Origin of the sequence: Xanthomonas cissicola, from assembly GCF_008801575.1 — a bacterium.
GTDB lineage: Bacteria > Pseudomonadota > Gammaproteobacteria > Xanthomonadales > Xanthomonadaceae > Xanthomonas > Xanthomonas cissicola.
Map to the genome: position 1 here is coordinate 13,304 of NZ_VZPL01000035.1, position 25,218 is coordinate 38,521.

10 protein-coding genes and 2 pseudogenes are annotated in these 25,218 nt (G+C 68.3%); all 12 read right to left on the minus strand.

Features of this window, described 5'->3' with window-relative positions:
• Nucleotides 1-12: 12 nt before the first annotated feature.
• The gene (locus tag F7R02_RS14970; protein WP_078588647.1) at nt 13-7,146 is read right to left on the minus strand and encodes a two-partner secretion domain-containing protein; all 7,134 of its coding nucleotides are present in this window, start codon (nt 7,144-7,146) and stop codon (nt 13-15) included.
• Nucleotides 7,147-7,157: 11 nt separating this feature from the next.
• The gene (locus F7R02_RS14975) at nt 7,158-8,834 is read right to left on the minus strand and encodes a ShlB/FhaC/HecB family hemolysin secretion/activation protein (protein ID WP_078588649.1); all 1,677 of its coding nucleotides are present in this window, start codon (nt 8,832-8,834) and stop codon (nt 7,158-7,160) included.
• Nucleotides 8,831-9,292, minus strand: coding sequence for a hypothetical protein (locus tag F7R02_RS14980; protein WP_003487364.1), 462 nt, complete (start codon nt 9,290-9,292; stop codon nt 8,831-8,833). The genes F7R02_RS14975 and F7R02_RS14980 overlap by 4 nt, the downstream gene beginning before the upstream one ends.
• The gene (locus F7R02_RS14985; protein ID WP_078588651.1) at nt 9,289-13,002 is read right to left on the minus strand and encodes a bifunctional serine/threonine-protein kinase/formylglycine-generating enzyme family protein; all 3,714 of its coding nucleotides are present in this window, start codon (nt 13,000-13,002) and stop codon (nt 9,289-9,291) included. The genes F7R02_RS14980 and F7R02_RS14985 overlap by 4 nt, the downstream gene beginning before the upstream one ends.
• A gap of 4 nt (nt 13,003-13,006) precedes the next feature.
• On the minus strand, nt 13,007-13,723 hold the full coding sequence (locus F7R02_RS14990; protein ID WP_078588652.1) for a PP2C family protein-serine/threonine phosphatase: 717 nt from the start codon (nt 13,721-13,723) through the stop codon (nt 13,007-13,009).
• A complete protein-coding gene (gene tagF, locus F7R02_RS14995) occupies nt 13,720-14,295 on the minus strand; it encodes a type VI secretion system-associated protein TagF (RefSeq protein WP_078588654.1) in 576 nt (191 codons plus the stop codon). The genes F7R02_RS14990 and tagF overlap by 4 nt, the downstream gene beginning before the upstream one ends.
• Nucleotides 14,292-17,822 (minus strand): type VI secretion system membrane subunit TssM, encoded by a 3,531-nt coding sequence (gene tssM / locus F7R02_RS15000; RefSeq protein ID WP_078588655.1) that lies wholly within the window; start codon nt 17,820-17,822, stop codon nt 14,292-14,294. The genes tagF and tssM overlap by 4 nt, the downstream gene beginning before the upstream one ends.
• Nucleotides 17,819-19,067, minus strand: a pseudogene (gene icmH / locus F7R02_RS15005) (type IVB secretion system protein IcmH/DotU). Before icmH ends, tssM begins: the two are co-directional and overlap by 4 nt.
• Nucleotides 19,049-20,383, minus strand: coding sequence for a type VI secretion system baseplate subunit TssK (gene tssK, locus F7R02_RS15010; RefSeq protein WP_078588664.1), 1,335 nt, complete (start codon nt 20,381-20,383; stop codon nt 19,049-19,051). The pseudogene icmH and the gene tssK overlap by 19 nt, the downstream one beginning before the upstream one ends.
• A gap of 579 nt (nt 20,384-20,962) precedes the next feature.
• Nucleotides 20,963-22,279 carry a type VI secretion system-associated FHA domain protein TagH gene (tagH, locus tag F7R02_RS15015; protein WP_078588657.1) on the minus strand — a complete coding sequence of 439 codons (1,317 nt, stop codon included), beginning with the start codon at nt 22,277-22,279 and terminating at the stop codon, nt 20,963-20,965.
• A 286-nt stretch (nt 22,280-22,565) separates the two neighbouring features.
• Nucleotides 22,566-23,114, minus strand: coding sequence for a DUF6931 family protein (locus tag F7R02_RS15020; protein ID WP_078588659.1), 549 nt, complete (start codon nt 23,112-23,114; stop codon nt 22,566-22,568).
• A 363-nt stretch (nt 23,115-23,477) separates the two neighbouring features.
• Nucleotides 23,478-25,079: pseudogene (tssI, locus tag F7R02_RS15025) on the minus strand (type VI secretion system tip protein TssI/VgrG); the annotation flags it as partial.
• Nucleotides 25,080-25,218: the final 139 nt, after the last annotated feature.

Below are 25,218 nucleotides of genomic sequence, written 5' to 3' on the forward strand. Positions count from 1 at the left end.
GCGGCAGGCAGATCACTCGGGGCTGCAGACTGCGTCCGGATCGCCGGCATCGCAGGCCGGCTGCTGGTCGTCGGGCAGACGTAGGCCGGGGCGGACCAGGCCGAAGGCGCGGTACGGGGTACCGCTGGCCGACAGGTCCACGAAGGCCACGGTGCGGCTGGCCGAACTCTGCGCACGGCCCGCAAACGCCGAGGCCGGCACATTGAAGCCGGAGGCGCCGGCCAGATCGAGCAGGCTGCCATCGACCGCCGTGGCGTTGAAATACGCCGGCGGCGCGCCGATCGCCGCCACGGTCTGGGTGCCGGTGCCGGTGCCGGTTACATAGATCGGGTTCTGCTGCGTACCGATCTGGCCGGTGGCGGCAAAGGTGCCGGTGGCGTTGCGCAACGGCGCGCGGCCGTCCTGGAACAGATTGCCGCGTACCGACAGGAACATCGCGCTGTTGCCGGCATCCACGCTGTAGCTGCTGCCATTGGCCAGCACCAGCAGCAGGTCGCCGCCGTTGGTGAAGCTGAAGCCGTTGCTGGCGACGAAGTCGCCCAGGCGTACGACACGGTTATCGATGAAGCCGGCCGCATCGCCCAGCGCCACTGGCCCGCCTGCGCTACCGCTGAGCAGGGTGGCGGTGATCGCGCTGCCGGCGCGCTGGCCGATGCCGGCAGCGGCCTGCAACCAGCTGGTGGCACCGCTGAGCTGGCCGCTCAGCTGCAATTCGCCGCCGCTGCGCAGGCGCAGCGAGGGGCCGCCGGCGACGCGGCCGCTGACCAGCAATGTGCGGTTGCTGAGCACATCCAGGCCCTGCGCGCTGAAGTCACCGAGCACATCGATGGCGTTGCCGCTGCCGGTGAGCGCGACCGCCCCGGCGGCGCTGCCGCTGAGCTGACCGGCGCGCAGGTTGCCGGCGTCCTGGGTGATCGCCCCGCCGCTGCTCAAGGCCACGCTGGCGCCTCCAATGTCGTGACCGAGTACCACGCCGGTGCCGCCGCGCAGGGCGATGGCGTTGGCGCTGAGCGTGCCGGCGGTAGCGAGCTGACCACCGGCCTGCAGACGCAGGGCATCGCTGGCTTGCGCAGTCGCCGCCAGGTCGTTGCGATCGACGATGGCGATGCTGCTGCCGCGCGCCTGCACCGTGCCCTGGAAGTCGTTATCGGCCGCATCCAGCACGATCGCGCCGGTGCCGGCATCGAGCAGGCTGCTGCCGACCACCGTCAATGCGCCTTGCTGGGCGATGCCGGCAGCGGTGGCCGCAGGCACGGCGATCGCCTGGGCAACGACCGTGCTGGCGTTGGCCGTTGCTGCACTCCCGCTGCGTGCCACCAGCGCACCGCCGATCCGCCCCTGGCCCAGATCCAGGCCGGCGCCGCTGGCGACCTCCAGTGCATCGACATCCAGGTTGCCCAGGACCAGCGCATTGCGATCGCGCACGCTGGCCGTGCCGCCGCTCAGGCTCACCGCCGCCTGGAAATCGTTGCCGGCATCGGTCAATGCAATGGCGGCGCCACCGCTATCGATGCGGGCACTGCCGGTAACGGTCAAGGCGCCGCTCTGGGTGACGGCGCCGCCGTTGCTGGCCGCATCCAGATCGCCATTGACCAGGCCAACGCCCAGATTCAGCGCACTGCCGTTGCGGACCTGCAGGTCGCCGGTGTTGAGCGTGCCCAGGGTCAAGGCATTGGCATCGCGCACACTGCTTGCACCGCCGGTCAGGGCGAGCACGCCCTGGAAGTCGTTGCCCGCCGCCTCCAGGGCAATGGCGCCGCCGCCGGCATCGACCGCGGTGTCGCCTGCGACCAGCAATGCGCCGCCGGTCTGGGTGATGGCGGCATTGGTGCTGTTCAAGCGCAGCGCGTTGCTTGCCGTGACCGTGTTGCTCAGCGCAATGCCGCTGGCGCCGGTCAATTGCACCGTGCCACCGCGCAACGCGCCGGCAGTGCGCAAGGTGCCGCCGTTGGCTGTCAGCGTCAGCGCGCCGGTGCCGGCGTCGATCTGGCTGGCCGGCAGGTTCAAGTCACCGCCCGCGACCAGCGCGATCGCCGCGTTGGCACCGCTGCGCACCGCAGCGATGCTGAGGTCGTTGCGATCCTGCACGGCGATGGCATTGCCGGTGAGCGCAACCGCGCCGACGAAGTCGTTGTCGGCATCGGTCAAGGCGATGTCGCCGCTGCCGGCATTCAACGTGGATGCACCGCCGACCGACAACCCGCCGCTCTGGGTGATCGCTGCATTGCCGCTGGTGCCGTTCAACGCGCCACGCACCACACCGCGACCGAGATTCAATGCGCCACTGCTGTTGGCGATGAGTGCATTGGTGGACAGCGTGCCGAAACCGAGTACGTTGCCGGCGATCTGCACATCGCCTGCCGTGAGATTGACCACGCCGTTGAAGGTGTTGCCCGCGATGTTGAGCGTGACGTCGCCACTGCCTGCATTGACGGTGGTGGTGGTGCCAACGTTGAGTGCCGCGGCGGTCTGCGTGATCGCGGTGTTGTTGCTGCTCAGCGATAGCGCGTCGGTGGTGGTGATGGTGTGGCCGATGGTGAGACCGTCGCGTGCGGACAGGGTCACGTTACGGCCGCGTAAGTCGCCGCCGGTGCTCATGCTGCCGCCGTTGGCGATCAGGGCAAGATCGGCGGTGCCGGTGTCCAGGTTCTGCGCGGACAGATTCAGTGCGCCGCCGGCGGTCAACGCGATGGTGCCGTTGGCGCCGGCATTCAAGGCATTGATGGTGAGGTTGCCGCTATCGGCCACCGTGATGCCGGTGCCGGTGAGACTGATGCCAGCGCCAAAGCGGTTGCTGCCACCGTTGAGCGCGATGCTGGCGCTACCGGCATCGACGGTGCTGGCACCCACCACGGCGAGTGCGCCGGCGTTCTGCGCGATGGCGGCATTGGTGCTGCGCAGGGCGAGCGTGTTGGCGGTGACGGTGTGGCCGAGCGTCAGGCCGTCGCGTCCGAACAGCGTCACGTCGTTGCCACCCAGGTCTGCGGCCGTGCTCAGTGCGCCGCCGTTCGATGACAGGGTCAGGTTGCTGTTGCCGACCGCGATAGCCTGCGACGGCAGGCTCAAGGTACCGCCGGCCGTCACGACGACCGCGCCATTGCCGGTGCTGGTCAGTGCGGCGAGGCTGAGGTTGTCGCCGTCGGTCACGCCAATGCCGTTGCCGGTCAGGCGCACGCTGTCGAAGTTATTGCCGGCTTGCAGCAACGAAATCGCACCCGTGCCTGCATCGACCGTGGTGGCGCCGCTGACCAGCAGTGCGCCGCCGCTTTGCGTAATCGCGGCATTGCTGCTGGCAAGCGACAATGTGCGCGCGGTGATGTTCTGGCCCAAGGTCAAGCCGCTGTTGGCGCGCAGGCTCACTTCGTCGCCAAGCAACGCTGCGGACAGGCTCAGGTGGTTGGCGATCAGATCGATGTTGCCGCTGCCGTTGTTCAACGTCGTGCCTGGCAGGGCCAGATTGCCGCCCGCGGTCAGCGCGATCGTGCCGCCGTTGTTGCTGGTCAACGTCGAGAGCGTGAGATCGTTGCTGTCGCGCACCGCGATGCCGGCACCGGTCAGGCGCATGGCGCCCTGGAAATCGTTGCTGCCATCGGTCAGCGCAATGGCGCCGCTGCCGGCATTGAGGGTGGCGGCAGCATCGACGATCAGTCCGCCGGACTGGCCGATGGCGCCATTGCCGCTGCTCGCAGCAAGCGTGCCGGCAACGCGACCGCTACCCAGGTTCAATGCACCATTGCTGGTCGCGGTGAGGCTGCCGGTGTTCAGCGTGCCCAGCGTCAAGGCGCCGCTGTCGCGGATCGACACATCGTTGCCGGTCAGACTCACTGCGCCGCCGAAGTGATTACCGGCGCTGCCCAACGCGATCGCGCCGGAGCCGGCGTTGACGCTGGAGGTCGAACCGATACGCAAGGCGCCTGCGGTCTGGTTGATCGCGCCGTTGCTGGTGGACACCGACAACGTGCTGCTGTCGATGCCGGTCGCCAGCGTCAGTGCGTTGGCGCTGAACAGCGAGACCGCATTGCCGACGAGATCGCCGCCCAGTGTCAGCGTGCCGTTTTCTGCGCGCAGCGTCAGGTCATCGCTGCTGGTCAATCCGCTGCCAGGCAGCGTGAGCGAGTTGCCTGCGGTGAGCGCGATGGTGCCGGCGCCACCGTTGGTGAGCGAGACCACGCTGAGATCGTTCGCATCGACCACGGCGATATTGCGACCGGTCAGTGCAAGGCCGTTCTTGAAATCGTTATCGCCTGTCAGCGAAATGGCGCCACTGCCGGCATCGACGGTAGCAAGACCGCCGACGTCGAGCACTCCTGCATTCTGGAAGATCGCGTTGGTGGTGGCAGTCAGGCCCAAGCTGCCACTGGCGGTGACGTTGTGATTGAGCACCACGCCATCGCGCGCGCTCAGGCTGACGTTGCCACCGCTCAAGCTGCCGTTCGTGCTCAATGCACCGCCATTGGCGATCAGGCTGAGCGCGCCAGTGCCGGTGCTGAGGTTTTGCGTGGGCAGCGTGAGTGCGCCACCGGCGGTCAGGGCGATGGCGCCATTGGTGCCGTTGCTGATCGAGGAGACGCGCAGGTCGTCACGATCGACCACGCTGATGCCGGTGCCGGTCAGACTCACGTCGCTGCGGAAATTGTTGTTGCCTTCGGTCAGCGCGATGACGCCGCTGCCGGCGTTGAGGATGGCCGTGCCATCGACGATCAGTCCGGCGCTCTGACTGATGGCGCCGTTGCCACTGGTCGCAGCAAGCGTGCCGCGGACGCTGCCGCTGCCCAGGTTCAACGCACCGTTGCTCGTGGCGATGAGGTTGCCGGTATTCAGCGCACCCAGCGTCAGCGCGCCAGTGTCGGCGATGCGGGTGTCGCCTCCGGTCAGCGTCACCACGCCCTGAAAATCGTTGGTCGCTTCGTCCAGTTCGATGACGCCGGTTCCGGCACTGACGGTGCTGGTGCCGGTGGCGGTCACGCTGCCGCCGGTCTGGGTGATTGCGCTGTCGGTCGTGGTCAGTGCCAGCGTGCCGCTTGCAGTGACGTCATGCCCCAGAGTCATGCCGGCAGTGCCGGTGAGGTCCACGTTCGTGCCGGCCAACGTGGCGCGCGTGGTGAGGCTGCCGCCGCTGGACAGGGTGAGGTTGGCGCTGCCGGTGTTGATCGCCGCTGCCGGCAGGGTCAATGCACCGGTGGCACGCAGCGACAGTGCGCTGTTGTTGCCAAGGCTCAAGGTGCCGATCGACAGAGTGCCGGCAGCGTTCAACGAGATACCGCGCCCGGTCGCGCTGACCAGATCGCCAAAGATATTGCCACTGTTGTTCAGCGTGATCGCACCGGTGCCGACCGTGAGGTCGCTGGTGCCGACGATGGTCAAGCCATCGGTTCCCGACTGCGTGATCGCGCCGTTGTTGCTGGTGGCGAGCAACGCACCGCCCACCCGGCCGCTGCCCAGGTTCAACGCGCCGTTGCTGGTGGCGGTGAGATCGTTGCTGTTCACCGCACCCAAGGTCAGTGCGCCGCTGTCGCTGATGCGTGTGTTGCCGCCGGTCAGCGCCACCGCACCCTGGAAGTCGTTGCTCGCACCGTCCAGCGTGATGGCGCCGGTTCCGGCATTGATGGTGCTGGTGCCGGTGGCGGCCACGCTGCCGGCGGTTTGGGTGATCGCAGCATTGGTGGCGGTCAATTTCAGCGTGCCGGTCGCAGTGACGTCGTGCGCCAGCGCGATGCCGCCGCGACCGGTGAGGTCCACGTTCGTCCCGGCCAACGCAGCGCGCGTGGTGAGGCCACCGCCGCTGGCCAGGGTGAGGTTATTGCTGCCGGTGTTGATCGCCGTTGTCGGTAACGTCAATGCACCGGTGGCACTTAACGACAGCGCGCTGTTGCTATCGAGGTTCAACGTGCCGATCGAGAGATTGCCTGCCGCGTTCACGGCAATGCCGTTGCCGCTGGCGCTCAACAGGCCACCGAAGGTATTGCCGCCGTTGGTCAACGAAAGCGCACTGCCGGACTGCAGGAACTGGCTGGTGCCCGTCACCGCCAGCGAACCGGATTGGGACAACGCGACCGTGTTGGTCAGGCTGAGGTTGCCGCCTACGTCCAGGTTGCCGAGGCTGCCGATCTTGTTGGCCCCGCTGAAGGTGGCACTGCCACCGATAAAGCCACCCAGGCTGCCGGCGGTGTAGATGCCGGTCTGCTGTACGCCGCGACCGGTGCTAAGGGTGATGGCCCCGGTGCCGGCATCGATGCTGCCGCCGCCGGCGACATCGAAGCTGCCAGCGCCGGAGGCGATCAGCGACACGCTGCCGTCGGGACCAGTGGACAGCGACGACGCACGAATGGTGCCGCTGTTGTTGATGAGTCGATCGAAGATGCCTTGCGCCGCGCGCGCCTGCAGCTGGATCGCGCCGCCTGGCGCGCTCAGGGTGCCGGAATTGTCCACCGCTTCGGTGGCCAGACTCAGCTGCAGCGGCTTGTCGATCAGCACGCCGAAGCCGCCGCTTTCGAACGTCAGCGTGGCTGCGTCGGCACCGGCGAGGGTGATGTTGCCGGCGGTGGCGGTGATGGTGCCGCTGTTGGCGACCCGGCCGCCGATCAGCGTGGCCGACCCGGCCGCCGCATTGATGGTGCCGCTGTTGGAGACCAGCGCCACGGTATTGCCGCCGGCGTCGAAGACGTAGTTGCCGTTCATGAACTGGGACACGCTGGTGCCCAGCGTACTGACCACCAGGCCACCGACATTGATGTTGGCGGTGCTTCCGAGCAGCACACCGTTGCTGTTGAGCAGGAACACCTGCCCGTTGGCAGTGAGGTTGCCGAAGATCTGTGTGGGGTTGCCCCCCTGCACCAGGTTGAGTACCACCGAGGTGGTCGTTGGCTGGTTGAAGGTCATCGTCGCGGCCGAGCCGATGTCGAACGCCGACCAGGTCAGCGCCATGCGCGAGGAGGTCTGGTCGACAACCCGGGTCGTGCCGCTGGCAGCGTTGATGGTGCCGGTGCCGCCGACGATGCTGCCGCCGGTGGGCAGCTGGTTGGCCGCCACCTGGGCCAGGCCGCTGACCGGCATGGCCATCAGCGCAGCTGCTAGCGCGAGGGCCAGCGGGCGATGACGCAACGGGAGCGTGCGCGGCGAGGTCGCGGGATGGATGGTGGCGTGCATGCGCAGATCCCTCAAAAAGTGAAGCCGAAACGCGTGTAGATGCGGGCGTCGTCGCGTCCGTCGGAGGCATTGCGCGCGCCGGTCGGAAGCGCGGCGCTGATGCGCCATTCGAAATTGGCGTACTGCGGCAAGCGGAAGGTCAGGCCCACGCCGGCGGCATCGAAACTGGCCGGTGCCAGGCGGCCATTGGCGGCGAACACGCGGGCGTGGTCGGCGAAGACATCCAGCTCCACCAATTCGCGCCAGGGCCGGCCATTGAACGGCGATGCGGCATCGGCAAAACCGGGGGCGTCGATGTGGTATTCAAGCGCGGTGTAATACCCGCGGTCGCCCAATGCATCGGAGACCGGATAGGCGCGCACGCTGTCCGGCCCACCGACAGCGAACTGCTCCATCGGGGTCAGCGTATCGTCGCTGTATTGGCCGTTGAACTTGAAGTACAGCCGCTGCGTGCGGGTGAGGTATTGCAGGCGCGTGTAGGCCAGCCGCGCGATGGTGAAATAGCTGTCGCGACCGGGGCTGATCTGGTCCACCGGCGCCGAGCGGTCGCGCAAGGATTGGCGCACGCTCACCTGCAGCAGATCCACACCGCGCCAGCGCAGATCGGTGCGCCGCAACGACAGGCCCAGTTCGGCGACATCGAACTGCTGGTCGGACAACTGCATGCCCAGCGCACTGAGCTTGGATTGCTCGCGCAGATAGCGCGCCGAGCCCTGCAACTGCAGCGTTTGGCTGTTGATGAATTTCCAGTCGGCGCCGGTGTAGACGATGGAGGTCGGCCCCTTCAGGCCAAGCCGGGCGAACACGCCGTTGCGCACTTCCAGCTCGCTGCGGCTGGCGCCGATCACCGCGCTCAGGCCGGACACGCTACCGATCGGCAAGCCATACGACAGCGCGCCGATCTGGCTCTGCTGCGGCGCCAGCGAATAGGCGTAGTTGGCGGCGAACACGTCGCCCAGGCCGAGCGGGCTATTCCAGGTAATGCCGGCCTGGGCGCGATAGCGGCCGGTCAGCTCGGTGCCGTAGTTGTTGCCGCCCAGGGTGATCACATATGGGCGGGCGGCCTCGCTGGCGACCAGCACCACGTCGGTCTCGCCTTCCTTCTGGCCGGGCTGCAATACCGACGACACCGACACCCCGGGCAGATCGCGCGCATACAGCAGCGCGGCGTCCACGTCCTGCTTGCGCAGCGGGCGGCCCTGCAGCTGGCGCAGCGGTGCCGACAAGGCGTTGCCGCGGTAGCGTGCGGCGCCCTGCACGCTGATCTGGCCGATGCGCCCTTCCAGCACGCGGATCTCGATCAGTTGATCGGGCCCCGGCGTCTGCGCCGGCAGATAGGCCGTGCTGACGATGAAGCCGGCCTGGCGATAGGCGCGGGTGATGGCATCGGCCACCGCCTGGAGCTGGTCGAAGCGCAACGCCACCACCGGCTGGCCCTGGGCCAGCTCGGCGAAGGCAGCGTCGGCCACGGCCTGCATGCGGGGCGGGTCGATGCCGGCCTCCGGGTAGTGGCCCACATCGCGCACGCGAAAGCCGCGCACCTGCAGGGTGACCGCATCGGTCCGGTCCTTCATGGCCGGCACCGCCGCTGCGGACTGCGCAGCAGCCGTGGCATCGGTCGGCGATTGCGCCCACGCGGGTGCGGCCAGCTGAAGGCACGCGGACACCGCCGCGGCCAGACACGTCATACGCATACGTCCATTTCCCCTGAGACCATCCGTTGTTGCGCATGGCCGACGTGTCCCGCTGCATAGACAGGCGCCACAGTGGCCACTGCACAGCGGGTGGCGTGTCTGACCTCGCCACTTGCTGAACGTCGATCAAACCCTGACGTACATTTATGCAATGTTAGCAAGATTATTGCGATGGTCATCACAATTACGAAGACTGCGACCACCTGACTGCGCAGTTTGCGTGTGACCCGATACCCCGAAAGCGGGCTCGTCCGAGCATCAGACGAACTCGGCAAGGCGTTGCGCAGGGTCACCCCCTGGGTCTGCCGGGCGGCGTCCAGCACGCGCCGACGGCGTGCGCGGTATTGCTCGCGGTCGAGTTGGCCCTGCTGATGGGCCAGCGCCAGCGCCTGCAGCTGCGCATTGGCCGGGTGCGCAGCTGCAGCGGTGGGCGACGGCGGGGTAGCGCTCATGGCAGCTCCCGCAGCACGCGCAGGCCCACGTCCGGTTGCGCCGAGCCGTTGTCGGCACGGCTGGCCTGCACCGTGCAATCGGACCAGTAGCTGGAAAAACTTCCGCCGCGCGCCTGCACGCCTGTTCCGGTCGACACCCACTCCCAGACATTGCCGGTGAGATTGATCAGGCCCCAGGGATTGGCATCGCGTCCGCGCGCCGACACCGGTGCGCGCGCAGCATCGCCAGCGCTGGCGTTGGGCGGCACGCAATTGCTGTCTTCGGCCTGCCGCCAGTTGCTGGCCGCCTGCGCGGCATGCAGCCATTCGGCATCGCTGGGCAGGCGGTAACGCCAGCCGCCGCTGCCGATGGTGAGCCAGCGCAGATAGGCCTGCGCCAGGGTCAGGCTGATGTTGCGCACCGGCGCGCGCGCCAGTTCCGGGGTGGCGGCGGCCTGGGCGGTGCAGCGGCCGGTGGCCTGGCAGAACAGGTTGAAATCGGCCACCGCCACTTCGCCGCGCGACAACGCATACGGCTTGCCGCCGGCGATGGCCGGGATCACCACCAGCATCGGCGCGCGGGTCTGCCCGAGTGTGTCGAAGCACGCCGCACCACGCCCGGCCAGGCCAGCGCAGGGATCCGGGCCGGTGGGCACCGGCGGCAGGCTGTCGGCATCGTCCACGTTGGCGGGCAATGCCGCAGCGGTGGAGGGGTCGCGCGCAGTGGTCGGGGTGGCGGCGGCAGGCCTGGCAGCGGATTTGTCGCGCGCCGGTTTTGCGCCGACGGCAGGCGTAGCTGTCCCGGTGGCGCTGCCTGGCGGCACGCTGTCGTCGGCCGGCGCATCGGCGGCGGGCGCGCGTTGCAGACGCGCCGACAACGAGCCTTCCGGCAATTGGCCGGCCGCCTTCATCTGCGCCTCCAATTGCGCCAGCGCGGTGGCATCGGTTCGATAGAGCGTCTGCAGGCGCCCGGCGAGTTGCTGGCGTTCGCTGGGCGGCAGCGCGCCAGCAGTCATCACTGCGGCGGCCACCGCATAACGGGTTTGCGCGCTGCGCAGTTCGGCGCGCTGGCCGAGCGTCTGCAACCCTTGCCTCAGCAGGTCGACCGCCTGGGCGTATCGCCCCTGTGCGAACGCATCGCCGGCGGCATTGCGATACACCTGCGAGAGCAGTTGCGGGCCTTCGCTGCGCAACAGCGGATGGCCCGGTTGCAGTGTGCGAATGCGCGCCAGTGCGTCGCGGGTCTTGCCCAGATCGTTGGCGGCGGCGGCGCGGCGCAGCGATTCGATCCGCGCGGCCAGTTCGGCCTCGGCGCTTTCGCGTGCCAGCGCTTGTTCGAACTGGTGCTCCAGCGTCTGCAGGCGCATGCGCTGGGCCAGCAGGCTGGCCGATCGCGGGGCCAGGCCCAGGCCGAAATCCACCAGCGCCTGCGCGCCAGCCAGCTGTGCGGGGTCGCTTTGTGCGGCGACCGCCGTGCTGATGGCCTCGGCCAGCGCGCTGCCCTGGCTGCTGCGCTCGGCCGCCGGCAGTGCGGCCAGTTCGGCGTCGATGCGCGCGCGCCAGGCAGGGTCGGTACTGGGGTTTGCCAGATCGGCAGCCAGCGCCGTGCGTGCGCTGTCCGCATCGCGCGGCGTGGCGGCAACCGGTGTACGTCTGACTTGCTGCTCGGCCACGCCGACCTCGGCGCTGCGCAACTGCAGGCGCAACGAGTCCGGGAAGGCTGCGCGCGCCTGTTCTACTTCGGTCCGCGCGGTGGTGAGTTGCCCGGCGGCCACCGCCTCGGCGATGGCCGCGTCCAGCCGTACTTCGAGCGCGGAATGGCGCAGCAGGCTGCTGCCCGGATCGATGCGTCGCACCTGATCGAGCGTGGCCAGCGCGTTGTCGGGCTGGGTGCGGAACAACAGCCCGGCATCGAGCTGGCGGTTGAGCGTGGTGTCGAGCGCGTTGAGGCGTTGGTTCTTTTCGCGTTCGATGGCCTGGCGGCGCGCATCCAGCGCGGGCGAATACAGCCGCAGCCGGTCGCGCAAGGCGAACACCTGCAACGCGCCGCGGTAATCGTCGCGGCCGTTGGCCGGATTCCACAGCGCGTCCAGGCGGCGCAGCAGGAAATCTTCGATGAGGTCGCTGCGGTCCATCAGCACGCGTCGGCGGTCGTCTGCGCTCAGGCTGGACAGCGCCTGCATGGCCTGGGTTTCGTCGCGGTAGTGCTGCGGGTCCTGCGCACCGAAGCGCGCGATGACCTCATCCAGATGGCGTTGATGCAGATAACGCGATGCGCCCCACCCGCCCACGCCCACCAATGCGAGTGCGGTGGCACCATAGCCGATCATTGGCAGCGCGCGCTCGCGCAGCGGCACCTGGCGCAGGCCGTCGAGCAACTGGTCCACGCGCGTGAGCCGCTGCGCAGCCGGGAACGCTACGGCCGCGCACAAGGTGGCGTACTGGCGACGGGTCAGGCCCGGCACCGGCCGCGGGCGGCGGCCTTCGCGCAGCGCCACTTCGGCGCTGAGTTTGTCGAACGGGTGCTTGCCGGTCAGCAATTCGAAACACACGCAGCCCAGCGCGTACAGATCGTCGGCCGGTGTGGGCGCTTGGCCGCGAATCATTTCCAGGCTGGCATAGGCCGGCGTCAATGCGCCCAGCGTTGCCGCATCGAACACGGTTTGTTCGCCCGCCACCTCGGCCGCATGTTTGCCGGCGCGCGCAATGCCGAAGTCGAACACCTTGGCCACGTCATCGCGGGTGACCATGACGTTGCCGGGCTTGAAATCCGAATGCACGATGCCGGCCGCGTGCGCGCGCATCAGCGCGCGGCCCATCCCATCGATCAGCGGCCAGGCCTGCTTGAGCGGCATGCCGTTGTAGGCCTGCTCGCGGATCAGCGTTTTCAGATCGCAACCGTCGATGTATTCCATGGTGATGAAGACCAGGGTGCGATCCTTGTCGAAGTCGTACACGCGCACGATGTTGTCGTGCGCCAGTTTCTGCGAGCGGCGCGCTTCGCGCTGCAATGCGACCAGTGCGTCGGGATGGCGGCGGAATTCGTCGCTGAGCACTTTGACCGCCAGCCACGGGTCGCGGTCGCGCGCTTCCACCTTGCGTTCGTCGCGCGCCAGATACACCACGCCCATGCCGCCGCGGCCGAGTTCGCGTTCGAGCTGGAAGCGGCCCTTGAGCAGGCTGCCGACACCGGCATGATCGCCGCCGGCTGCTTCGGCCAGGTGCTGCCAGCTGGACAGGCTGGCGGTACCGGCCGTGCCAGTGCCAGTGCCAGTGCCAGTGCCGGTCTGCGTGCCGAGGTTGGGGTGCGTGGCCAGCCCCAGGCTGGTGAGGCTGGGTGCATCACCGGACACGGGCTGCGCCGGTTGCACGCGGGTGATGTCGTTTTCGGCCATGCGCGCCGGGCCCGGTTGTGGCATCACCACCGTGGCATCGTCGTCGACCACGGTTGGCGTGGGCGTTGGCTCCTGCGCTGCCGATGGCGCAGGCGCAGGCGCAATCGCAGGCGCGCGATCGCGCAACGCATCCAGCCGGCTCACCAGGGTGGTCACGGTGGCATCGTCGAGCAGGTGCTGGCGTTGCAGCGTCCACAGCGTTTCCACCCCGGCGCGGTATTCGGCCTCCGGCACTGCAGCGCGCCTGCCCAGCGCGGCCAGGACCGCGTTGAGGTCGAGTGCGCCGCGGCGCATGGCGGTGACCAATTCGGTCACGGTGGCGGTGTCTTCGTGCATGCACTTACTCCTGCAGGCGGACGACGACGGCGGTGACGTTGTCGCGTGCCGCCCTCCCCATCGCCAACTCGAACAGACGCGCCAGCAGCGCGCGCGGATCGCCGAAGCGATGGCATTCGGCATCCAGTTCCGGGTCTGGGATTTCCTTGTTGATGCCGTCGCTGCACAACAGGAATTGCGTGCCCGGCAGGCTCGGCGTCAGCACCCAATCGACGAACAGCGGCTCCTGCGCGCCGACCGCGCGCGTGAGCACGCCGGCCGCCGCAGCACTGGCCTGCGCACCGCCAAACTGGGTGATGTCCTCGCGCACGCCATGCACGTGGTCGCGTGTGAGCTGACGCAGCGGGCCGCCGTGTTGCGCATAGATGCGGCTGTCGCCGACCCAGCCGCACAGCATGAAATCCGGGTCGTGCACCAGCACCACTACGGTGGTGGCGATCATGTCCACACGGCGCTCGCGCGCGACCTGCAGCAGCTCGCGGTTGATCTGCGCCAGGGTGTCGTCGATGGCATCCAGGAAATCGCATAGGTCGGCCTGGCGCACCAACGCCCTCAGCCGCTGCACCAGCAACTGGCTGGCGTAGTCGCCGGCACTGTGGCCACCCAGGCCATCGGCCACCACCCACAGCCCGGCGTCTTCGCGCAGCAGCAAGGCATCTTCGTTGAGACGGCGCACCTTGCCGGTTTCGGTGTGCCCGGCCGATTGGTAGGGCGCGTTCATCGGGTCACCTCGGTGGTGTCCTGCTCGGCCAGCAACCAATCCAGATACGTCTCTGCAGGGGGCAGCCCATGCATTGCCTGTGCGGCCGCACCGAGTCGCCACCACCACGATTCGCCGTGCACCGGTGCGTACGTGCTGGAAGGCGCGGCCGGCACGCCGAGCGCAAGCAGCGCCGCATCGAATCCGGCTGCATCGGTGCGCGCGCGCAAGCTGCGGCCCAGGCACGCAGCCACCGCGCCGAACCATGCCGCCGGCGGCAGGCACATGTGCGGCAAGGGCATCGCCACGGTCAGCGGAAAACAGCGCCCCACGCGGTCTTCGCCCGGGCCGAGCATGCCGGCCCAGGCCTGCGCCCCGCACACGCCCGGCCCCAACGCAAACGCGCGCAGACCGCTGTTGCGATACGCGCCAGGCCAGTGCTGCCCGAGCTGCTGGCGCACCGTGTCCAGGCAGTTGGCGAAGTGCAGGTCCCACGGCTGCACGAAGCTGGCCGGCAGGCGCCGCTGCACGAAGTCGCCCACGCCAGGCAACTTGCCGTGGAAGCCGAGTGGTTCGTGCGCCGGCATGCTCATCCGCCGCACGCGAAGTGCTGGACGTCGCGGTCCAGAAACGGGTGGCGCAGGTTGCCGGCACGCAGCGGCACCTGCACGTCGTGGCCGCCAAGCGCGAAGCTGGCGACAAAGCGCAGATCCGATGGGTTTTCCAGGTGCCCGGCCTGCAGCGCACGGAACAGCGCCCAGTCGCCCTGGTAGTCGAGCGTTCCCAGCGCCACGCCATCGGCGCCGAACGCGGCGATGGAAACATGCCCCGGCACCGGGCCGGGCCAGATCATCGGCATGCTTTGCGCCGCGCCGGGCTGGTAGTCGTAACGCTGGCCTTCGATATCCAGCGTCAGCCGGGTCACGCCCTCGCCCAGCGTGGGCGCCAGCACGGTAAAGCCGATCTGCGGCGTGGGCCCGCCGCGAAAATATTTCTGCCGGATCCGTTGCGCCAACTGCAGTTGCACCGGCAGACCGGGCGCGCCGATGACCTCGTCCGGGCCATCCTTCCAGCGCCATTGCGGGGACTGGGTGTCCAGCAGCGGTTTGACGGTGCCGGTGTAGAGCGTCTCCAGACGCCCACCACTGCCGAACAACTCGCCGAAATTCTGCAGCGGAATCTCCACCTGCGCCTCCGGATCGAACGGGTAGCGGCCACGCACGAAATCCGTGCACACCTCGCCCACCGATTGCCTGACCTGCGCATCCAGTGCGGCGCGTGCACCCTGGGTCATCAAGGTGGCGCTGCTGCCGGCCAGGCTCTGCAGCCAGTCGGTCACCGGCGGTGGCAATTGCGCCATTTCCTGCCGGGCCAATGCCAGTTGCGCGTTGGCCGCCGCGGCATCGCCGCCGCCCTGGGAGATCACCAGCAATTGCTTGCCGAGCTGATCGAGCACGCTCAGCAGATGGTCCAGCGGCGTGCTGCCGGGCGCGCCGGCGGCCAAGGCGTTGAGCGCCAGAAAATGCTCGCTGATCGCCGCACCCGGTGCCGGCGCCGCGCCTGCGGCACCATCGGCGGGCGTGGCCAGCGCGGCGCTCATCGCCGCGCCGCCGGGGAGTTTGGCCGCGGCGGCATTCGCCTTGGCGCCTGCCGCGCTGGCGGCAGCCGCCAGCGCGCGTTGCGCGGGGTCTGCCGGCGGTGCGCGGTCCATCGCCTGGGTGTGCTCGCCCACCACGCCCAGCAGCAGCCGCAGGGGCGAACTGGGCCCGGCCAGCTTGGCGGCAGTGGCGCTGGCACCGGCCAGATCGGCCGAGGGGCGCAGTTGCAGATCGGCCAGCAGTCCATCCCAGTAACGGATGTAGTCGGCCGTGTAGCGCTGCCCCACTTCGCGCACCAGCGTGGCCCTGGCAGACGCATCCAGCGCCGCACCGCCGAAGACCCAATCGTCGCGGCCGAAGCGTTCCACCGCCTGGCCGATGCCCTCGCGTTGCAGGGCGGCGAACACCGGCTGTGTGTACAGCGCCGGCACCGGCATGGACAACGCCGTGCCACTGCGGCGCACGAAGGTGTCGGCCAGCAGGCCCAGCGCTTTGTCCAGCCGCAACGGCGTGCCGTCCGGCGGGGTCAGCAACAGGTTGCCGTAGATCAGTGTCGACAGATCGGCGGCACGCAGGCTGGCACGCGCCTGGGCGATGCGTTGGTTGTCCAGCGACAGCGCACGCACGTGCGTGGGCGACTCCAGCACCGCCTGCAGATGCGCACTCAGCGCCTGCTGCAAGGCCGGCTCGCCCGGGAATAATTTTTCGGCTTCGATCGCCGCCAGCGCGCCGAGTTGCGCCGGGTCCAGATGCTGCGGCTGGCCCAGCATCAGATAGCCCTTGAGCGTGTAGTACAGCGCCTGCGGCGCCTGCGCGTTATCCACCAGACCGGTGCGCAGGCGCACCGCCAAGGCCGGCAACAAGGTGGCGTTGAGCTGACGCAGATAGCCCGCCCGCACTTGCTCGCCCAACGCCTGGCCCTGGAACAATCCCATGCGCAACGACCACGGCGCGCCGGCGTGATACTGCTGCGCCACCTTCACCACCGCCTGCGTCGCATCCGCTTGCTGCAGGGTGCGCGCGACGTACTCGGGCATGCCGGTGGCGGCATGGGGATCGGGCACTGCCGGCCGCGCCTCCAGTGCAGCACGTACCTGCTGCAGGTACGCACGGTTGCCCAGGTAGCTGAGCCCCAACCCGGCCAGCACGGCGCCGGTCAGCAACGCCACACCCGCGTACGCGGCGGCCTGCAACCACGCCCTGCGGCGCTGCTGGGCGGGCGGAGCATTGGCCAGGCCGGATTCGCGCAGCACCACCTCGCGCAGCAGCCGCTCGACGAAAAAGGTGCGACGTTGCGCGCCCGGTGCCTGCACGCGCGCTTCTTCCAGGCCGAAGGTGCGCGCCACCGCGCCCATCATGCGGTCGATCGGCGTGCCGTCCTGGGTGCCGGAGGTGAAGTACACCCCGCGCAGCAGCGGTGCCGGGCCATACGCATTGCCGGCGAACGTGCCTTCGACAAATTGCCGTGCACGCTCGCCAAGAGCGGCAACCTGTTGCGGAAACGACAGGATCGCCGCACGCCGCAGACGGTCGCGCTCCAGGTTCAGGCGTTCGAACAGGCGCGCGCTCAGCTGCTGCTGCAGCACGCCGAACTCGTCGGCGAACTTGCGCGCCGCGTGCCCGTCCAGGGTCTGCGCCAGCGCAAATGTCATGCCCCACACCTGGTTGCGCTGCGCCGGCGTCAGATCGTCGAAGAACTCGCCGAAGCCGCCGATCAGATCGCACTTGGTGAAGATCAGATACACCGGCACGCTGGCCTGCAATTGCTCGGCCAGTTCGTCCAGGCGGCGGCGGATCGCCTGCATATGCGTGTCGCGCTCGGCATCGTCGAGCAGCAACAGGTCCGACATGCTCATCGTCACCAACACGCCGTTGAGCGGGCGGCGTGGGCGATAGCGTCGCAGCAGGCGCAGGAAATCGCGCCACGCGCCGGCATCCACCGCCTGATCCGAATCCTGCGTGGTGTAGCGCCCGGCGGTGTCAAGGAACACCGCTTCGTCGGTGAACCACCATTCGCAATCGCGGGTGCCGCCGACGCCGCGCAACGCCGCATCGCCCATGCGCGCAGCCAGCGGAAACTGCAGGCCCGAATGCTGCAGCAAGGTGCTCTTGCCCGAACCGGGCGGGCCGATCAGCGCATACCACGGCAGCGTGTACAGATCGGCGCCGCCGCGCCGCTTGCGTAGCAGCTGGATCGCCTGCTGAAAGCGCGCCTGCAGCTGCGCGCGTTCCTGCCCACTGCGCAGCTCGCGGTCGTCGTCGCGGCCGGGCGCCGCCAGTGCGCTGGACAAGGTCGCCGCACGCGCCTGCCTGCGCCAGCGGCGCAGCGCCAGCACACCCACCCACACCACCAGCAGCAACACGATCGCCAGCAACCGCGCCGCCACGCTGCTCAGCGGGCTCCAGCCGGCCAGCGCCACATACGGCCCACCCACCCACAGCAACACCGACAGCAGGCACAGCGCCAACAGGCCGACCACCACCGTTGCGCTCAGCTTGGACAACAGCGTCTTCATCGTCATTCCCCAGGCTGGAACAGGATCTCCACGCGGCGGTTGCGCGCGCGGTTGGCCGGTAATTGCACCGGCTGTGCGATCGGTTGCGAATCGCCGGCGCCAATGGCTTCCACCCGCCCCGGCGTGCTCAGCTGCGCCTGCAACACCTGCGCAAGCGCCTGCGCACGCGCGGCCGACAAGGCGTAGTTGTCCTGGAAGCACAGCGAGCGCACCGGCACGTCATCGGTGTGCCCGACCACGATCACCCGCCCCGGCAATTGCTCGATGGCCGCTGCAATCTGCGCGATCAAGCCGCGCTGCTGCAGCTCTACCTCCACCCCGCCGGAGGCGAACATCGCCGCGCTGCTGAGGCGCACGCGCGTCTGCCCGTCGGCCTGTTCGTCCACGCGCAGCAGGCCGGCGCGTTCCTGCGCGGAGAGCAACTGCTTGAGCCGCACCGGAGGCGGCGGCACGGGTGCAGCGTCCGGCGGCGTGGCCGGCGCAATTCCCCATTGGGCGGCCTTCGCACTGATCGGTGCGGACAGGCTGTTCAAACGCGCCTGCAACCACACGAACGCCCGCCCACACCGGCAGATAACGGCCCAGCCGGCGGCGGTCTTCCACCCCGCGCCAACGCGGCGCCAAGCTGTCCGGCGCGGGGCCCCGCGCCGCACGGATGCGGCGATAGACATCCTCCTGGATGGCCGCCAGCGTCGCGATGCCGCCGGCCTCGATCTGGTAGCGGCCGACGAACCCCAGCGCCAGGCACAGGTACATCAACTCGATCAAGTCCAGATGCCGCGGCATATCGGCGCACAAGCGCTCCAGGATCTGGAAGAACTTGGCGCCGCCGTACGATTCGCTGTGGAAGGTCACCAGCAAGGTCTTCTGCGACCAGCCGCTGCGCTCGCCCCACGGTGCGTTGAGTACCGCTTCGTCCAGCAGCGCGCACAACACGTAGCGCGCGGCGGTGACCGCTTCCACCGGCGCGCCTCCATCGCGCGCACGGTGTTCGAAGCGGCGCACCTGCGCCATCACCTGCTCGCGCAGGCGGGCCACATCGGGCGATTGCGCACTGTGGCGCAACTGCACCGCCAACAGCAGCAGCGGCGTGGCGGCCTGCACCAACGGGTTGACGCTGCGGCCCAGCAATTCGCTGATGTCGGTGTCTTCGCTGGGCACGCCGGTGCCCTCTGCGGCCGGCAGCGGTGCGGCGTAGGCTGGCGCCAGATCGGCAACAGGTCGGCTCATGCTCAGCTCCGGATCGCCCACAATTGCAGGTCCAACCCGGCGAATTCGCTGCCGAAGTGGAATGCGATACCGCCGGAGGTCTTCAGCGTTCGCCACAACGCTGCGCTCTTGTCGAATTCGAAATACAGATAGCCGGCGTGATACGGAATCTGTCGTGGCGCCACCGGCATGGGCGTGGCCACGATGCCGGGCAACTGCAGATTGACCAGATCGCGAATCTGCTCCACCGCCCCGATCTTGGCGTGCGCGGGCAATTGCCGGCGCAACTCTTCGCTGGGCATGTCGGCCTTGGCCGCGAGCACGAACGCCGCGCTGTCGAGCAGGCCCGGGTCCGGCACCATCGCCACCCACACGCCGAACTTGCGCGCCTGGATCGGGAGCGGCGTGGCGGTCTGTTCGAGCACTGCGCTCAAACTGCTGCGCAGGGCGCCGATCACCGGCTCGAAGCTGTCCTGCTGCGATTGGTGCCGATAGGCAGGCCATGCAGGCGGGCGCTTGCCGGCAGCGGTGAACGTGCTCAGTTCACCGGCCAGCGCCACCAAGGCGCGAAACAACTCTTCCGGATGCGCCAATGGCGCGGCCGCCCAGTGCGCCATCTGCGGCTGCCAACGGTTGACCAGCTGCAGCAGCAGAAAGTCTGCGATATCGGCCGCACCGCCGCGATCGGTCAGCGTCACGCGCGATGCCAGCGCTTCGCCGCGCTGATGCAACAGACCGAGCAACTCGGTCAGAAAGGTGGTCAAGCGCGGCGCCGCTTGGCATACCATCGCGCTGGGAATGAAATGCGGGTCCAGCACCACCTGACGGTCGGCGCGCGCCTCGATGATGCGCGCCACCGCGATGCGGTCCAGCCCCTCCAACGGTTGCGAGTGCGGCAGCAACCGCGTGCTCAACCCGCCGACTTCCATCAACACCGCTTCGCTGGTGCTGCCGGAGGCGTCGTTGCTTTCGGTCTCGCGCACGCGGTAGCGAGACAGCTGATCGGCCGGCGATTCCGGGCGCCCGAGTTCGGGCTGCGCCGGCACCCGCAGCGGTACGGTGAGATAGACGATCTGGTCGCGGCAGTTGGGCTCGACCTCCAGCGCAACCGGCAGCGGGTCGTCGCCCGGCATCGCGAAGGGCGTGCCATCGGCGAACACGCCACGCGCGCGCCGCAGGCCCAGCTTGCCCACCGCCAGCAGGTCGGTCTCCCATTCCAGCTCGCTCACGCCCCAGGCATGCGGCCGCAATCGCGCGGCACGCAGATCGACGTAGCGCTCCAGGTAGCGCTCTTGCTGCTGCAGATGCTGCGGGCGCAGGAACAGCCCTTCGCTCCACACGACCTTGTTGTTCTGCATGATGCACTCGCTGAGGGAGGTCGGCCACCGATGCAGCGCACAGGCATCCACACCGCGTCGCATGCGACCTGCCAGGCACGCTGCAGGAACGTCGATGCGCTGCGTTGTTGGGTGCATTGAGGTGCGTTGCATGCTGCACGCCTGGCGGTCGTTGCCGACGCAAGCCCCGCACTGCCGATGCGTGTCGGTGGAGCGATTCTGCGGCGCACCAGAGGTGCTCACCCGTCAAAATGTCTCAGCCCCCCGGCCTCGACCGCAGGCGGCGATATCATCCATCCGAAGCGGTATCGGGCTGCCGCCCAACTCAGACCGGCGGAACTCTCGCCGAGCCATGCAGAACTGGAAGATGTGCTGGACAACTGCCGCTCCAGCCAGCGACGCCATTGGCGTGCTCTGAACCCGATTCGCTCAACACATCGCCCGACGTCAGGCACCGGATCGTTTTTCTCCAACTCTGCAAGCCCGCCTCAGCGATGACGACCCACGTTGGCGGAGGACAACGGATCGGGCCGCGATCGATCGCGCTTGACCGAAAGCGATCGGCGATTTGGTGCCGGCCATCGTCGACCAGTGGGCCAATCAATGCCGCCGTGCCGATTTCAAGCGCGCCAGTTGCGCCTCGTAGGCACGCGCGAACTCATCGCCGAACAGGCGACGGAAGCAGTCGTCCGGGTCGCTGCGCAGCTGCTCGAAATTGTCGCGGTAGCGTTCCCAGTAACGCCCCTTGCCACCGAAACTCAGGCGCTTACCGCCGGCGTCGGCCTCCTGCTCCAGGCGGTCCGGGCTGAAGTGGAACAGCATGGCGTCGAAGGCCGCGCGCATGCCGGCCAGCATCGCCATCTGATGGCAGCGGATATCGTCGAAGGCATCTTCGAACGCTGGCACCCCGGACAGAAACGACGCGCTTGGCGGTGCGAGCAACTTCTGCAGCGCATCTTCGGCGGTGGCGGCGAACTTGAGCGGGTTGTTCTCCGAGCGTTGGATCACCGTGACCGGCAAGCGAAAGGTGTTCTTGATCTCTGCGCGTGCACGCAGCACATCCATGACGCCATCGACCACGATGGCGAAGATGCGATCCAGCTCCGGCGGCACTGTTGTTGCCGCCGATGGTGCGGTTGCAACCGACACGGCCGCCGCCGGCGCGAATGGCGAGGCCACCGGCGCGGCCATGGGCGCTAACGCAGGCAATGGCGCGGGCGGCGCAAAATCGCCAAGCGTCATGTCCCAGTTTTCCGGCAAGGTGGCGCGCGCATCGGGACTGGCCGGTGGACGGAAATGGTCGTGGCTGGCGTTGCTCTGATTCCACGCGCTGGGGCTGGCATCGCGTGTCGGTGCAGGCGACGGGTCGAGCAGGCGCAATGGATCCAGCTCGCCGGGTGCGCCGCTCAGCAGCAGATCGTCCAACAACGCGTCCACTGCAGGCCGCGCAGAAGGCGGCGTACCGAACTCCAGCAGATCCAGGCACGCTGTGGCGGAGGGGGCACGCCGCGTCGACGGCGGCGGCGCAACCTGGGTGCGGTCGTCCATCGCATCTGGCAGCGGGTCGAATGCCGGCGCCGGCGTCGGGGCTGCAGCCAGCGATTGCACCTGCACATGGATCTCGAAGCTGTCCAGCTGCAGGCGGTCGCCATCGCTGAGCGCTGAGGGGTCCGCACGCGTCAACGCAGTGCCGTTGAGCGACATGCCGTTGGTTCTGCGGTCCTCGATGAAATACATCCCGTTGAGAAAGCGCACCACCGCATGCGTGCGCGAGACACCGGGCGCGGCCAGCACCCAATCGCTTTCGTCGGAGCGGCCGATGCTGCCGCCGGTGCCGGCAAAGCGCTTCTGCGCGCTGGCGCCGAACTGCGCGGCCTGCGCGCCGCCGACGGTGAGGATCAACTGCGAACTGGACACGCCATGGGCTCCTGCAAAGGATCACTGAAAGTGGCCGCCGGCAAGCGTGCAGGCCGGCGGAAAACGCTGGGGACATCGATGCCGCACGCCTGTATGCGGCACGCAGGCAGCCGGTACACAGACCTGCGTCCGCCGATACGGATCGGCGCGCGCGCCCAGAGCAATAGATTTGTGCAAGAAAGCCTGCCGGCGCCGTTTCCGCGCGTGGACAGCGCACCCGCACGCGCAGCCAAACGCCAACGGCCATCGGCGCAATCGACCCCGCCCGTTCGGCGATCAGGCGGCTTCATGGCGCCCCCACACTGGTCAGCAGCTCCATGGCATGCGCTGCATAGCCGCTGCGCCGCGCTTCCAGCTGCGCCGGCTCGCGCGCGGCCAGCAAGGTGATGGCGGCGGCCACCGCGCGCGCAGTGAGATGGTCGGCCGGCGGCACGGGCGTGGTCTGATGCGGCGGCGCCAGGCTGCCGCCGGACCAGGCCACTGCCGCCGCCAGCCACGCACCCAGGGAGACATAGCCGCCGGCATGCGCAAATGCCTGCGCGGCGCGACGATGCGCCTCGCAGGGCTCGCGCACCCACTTCTCGGCCAGTGCCGCGCCGGCACGGTCTTCCTCGTCCAGGGTTTCGCCGCGCACGCATTGGCACAGCCAGGCCACCGCGTAGCGCTTGGGCAGCAGGCGCGCGAGCAGCTTGATGGCATCTTCGCCATGACCGCTGGCCAGCAGCGCGCCGACCGCCGCCTGCGGCGCGATCGGCGTACTAAGCTGCGCGCAGGCGGGCGCAGACAACTGCATCTGCGCACAGGCCTGCGCCAGCGAGAGCGTGGGCGCGCTCATCCGATCATGATCAGGCCGCCGCCGACCTGCACCAAGGCGTCGGCCTTGATGCTGACCAACGGGCCCTTGAGCGTGGCCGAGGCACCGGCTTCGGCACTGAGCATGCCGCCGGAGGTCAGTTTAAGCGTGGCATCGCCAGCCACTTCGGTGGCCGGCGATTTGGCCTGCAGCTGTGCATCGGCAAGGAGCTTGATGGCGGTGGAGGTGATCTTGGCTTCCGAGCTGGCATCGACCAGGATCTTGATGCCGCTCAACACGATCTCGCCGTTCTGCTTCATCACCAGGCGCGCGCTCCCGGTCACCAACTCGATCTCTTCGCCGGCTTTCAGCAGCAGCTTCTTGCCGACATCCACGCTGTCGTTATTGTCGATACGTGCGCTGCGGTCGTGCTTGACGGTCAGCACCCGATCGTTGTCGATGGTGCTGGTGTGATCGTGCTGCACTTCTTCGCGCAGATCGCGTTGCGCACGCAGGTAGAGCTCTTCTGCGCCGGCCTTGTCTTCGAATCGCAGCTCGTTGAAATCGGCAGTGCCGCCCAGCAGGCTGCGGCTGCGCACGCCGCTTTGGGTCTTGTTGTCGGGCAAGGAAAACGGCGGCGCATGGTCGCCGTTGTAGACGCTGCCCACGATCAGCGGGCGGTCCGGGTCGCCTTCCAGAAAGCTCACCACCACTTCCTGCCCCACGCGTGGCAGGCTCATCGCGCCCCAGCCCTTGCCCGCCCACATCGAGGCCACACGCACCCAGCACGACAGTGCGGCATGCGGGCGTGCCGCAGTGGCCCAGTGAAAGGTCACCTGCACGCGGCCATGCGCATCAACCGCAATGTCCTCGTCGGTGTCGCCGGTCACCATCGCCGTCTGCAGGCCGGCAATGGTCGGCGTTGCGGTGCGTTGCAGGCTACGGAACGGCAGCCGGCTTTCCATCACCTGCACGCTGCTGGAAAACGGCGGCTCGCCGCTAGCGTGTTCGGGCGCGGCCAGCGTGGTGTGCGCCGACAGCACCAGATATTCCTGATTGAGTTCGGCACGCGGAAACCCGCGCAAGCGAAACAAGGCACCGACCATCAGGCCGCAGGCATTGGTGGTGGCTGCATGGCTGGCGCGCTGCACGTTGTGCGCCTCGCTGCGCACCTGCATGTAGCGATTACCGTCGGTCTGCACTGTATGCGCACCGGGATAGTCGAAGGCGATCAGACCATCGACGGTGTGCAACTGTTCGCCGCTGGCGTCGGCCTCGGCGGCCAGCGATACACGCGGCTGCAGCGGGTCGTAGTCGGTGCTGCCATGCTGGCTGGAATGTACGCCGCGCGCACTGCGCCAATGGCTCACCACCGAGCGCATCAGGCGCCGGTCGTCGGTGCCCGGCGGCGCATACGGCAAGCTGTCCACGCCATTTTGCGCTGCATGCGCACCCAGCGCATCGGCCAGCACCAAGGTATGCGCACTGCCGGCTATGGGTGAAGTAGTAGTAGATGCCTTCGCGTTCCAGCAGCCGGCTGATGAAGCTGAAATCGTCCTCGCGGTATTGCACGCAGTAGGTGCGCTTGGCGTACTGCGCGCTCAACTGCTGCTGCACATCACCGTAGCCGATCTCGCCCAGCACGCTGGTGACGATCTCCGGCACGCTCATGTCCTGATAGATACGGCAATCGCGGCGCTGTGTCAGCAGCCATGGTTTGGGCACCACCTGCAGTTCCAGCACGGCGTACTCGAGCGCATCGACCACGGCGTAGCCGTTGTGCGCGCAACTGGCCACCATGCCGTGATACCAGCGCTGTTCGCCCTCGCCATCGGCCAGTTGCACCGCCACTGGCGTGCCAAGCAGATCACGCAGGTTGGGCTGCAGCTCGGTGCACAACGCGTCGATGCGGTAGTCGAACAGCTGCCCCAACGCTTCGCTGGCCTGCATGCGGTGCAGCAGCAGGCGCTCGCCAAGGTCGGAGTGCAGCGTGATGGTGCGCGGCATCGAAGCATCCACAGGTGATGGGGCAACGCACGTTGCGCTGACCGACGGCGCTGTGTTGCGTACCTGCACGTGCAACGGCAGGCGGCTCGGGCACGGCAACCGTCACGCACATGCTCACATGCGTGCGTGCGGCAAAGTC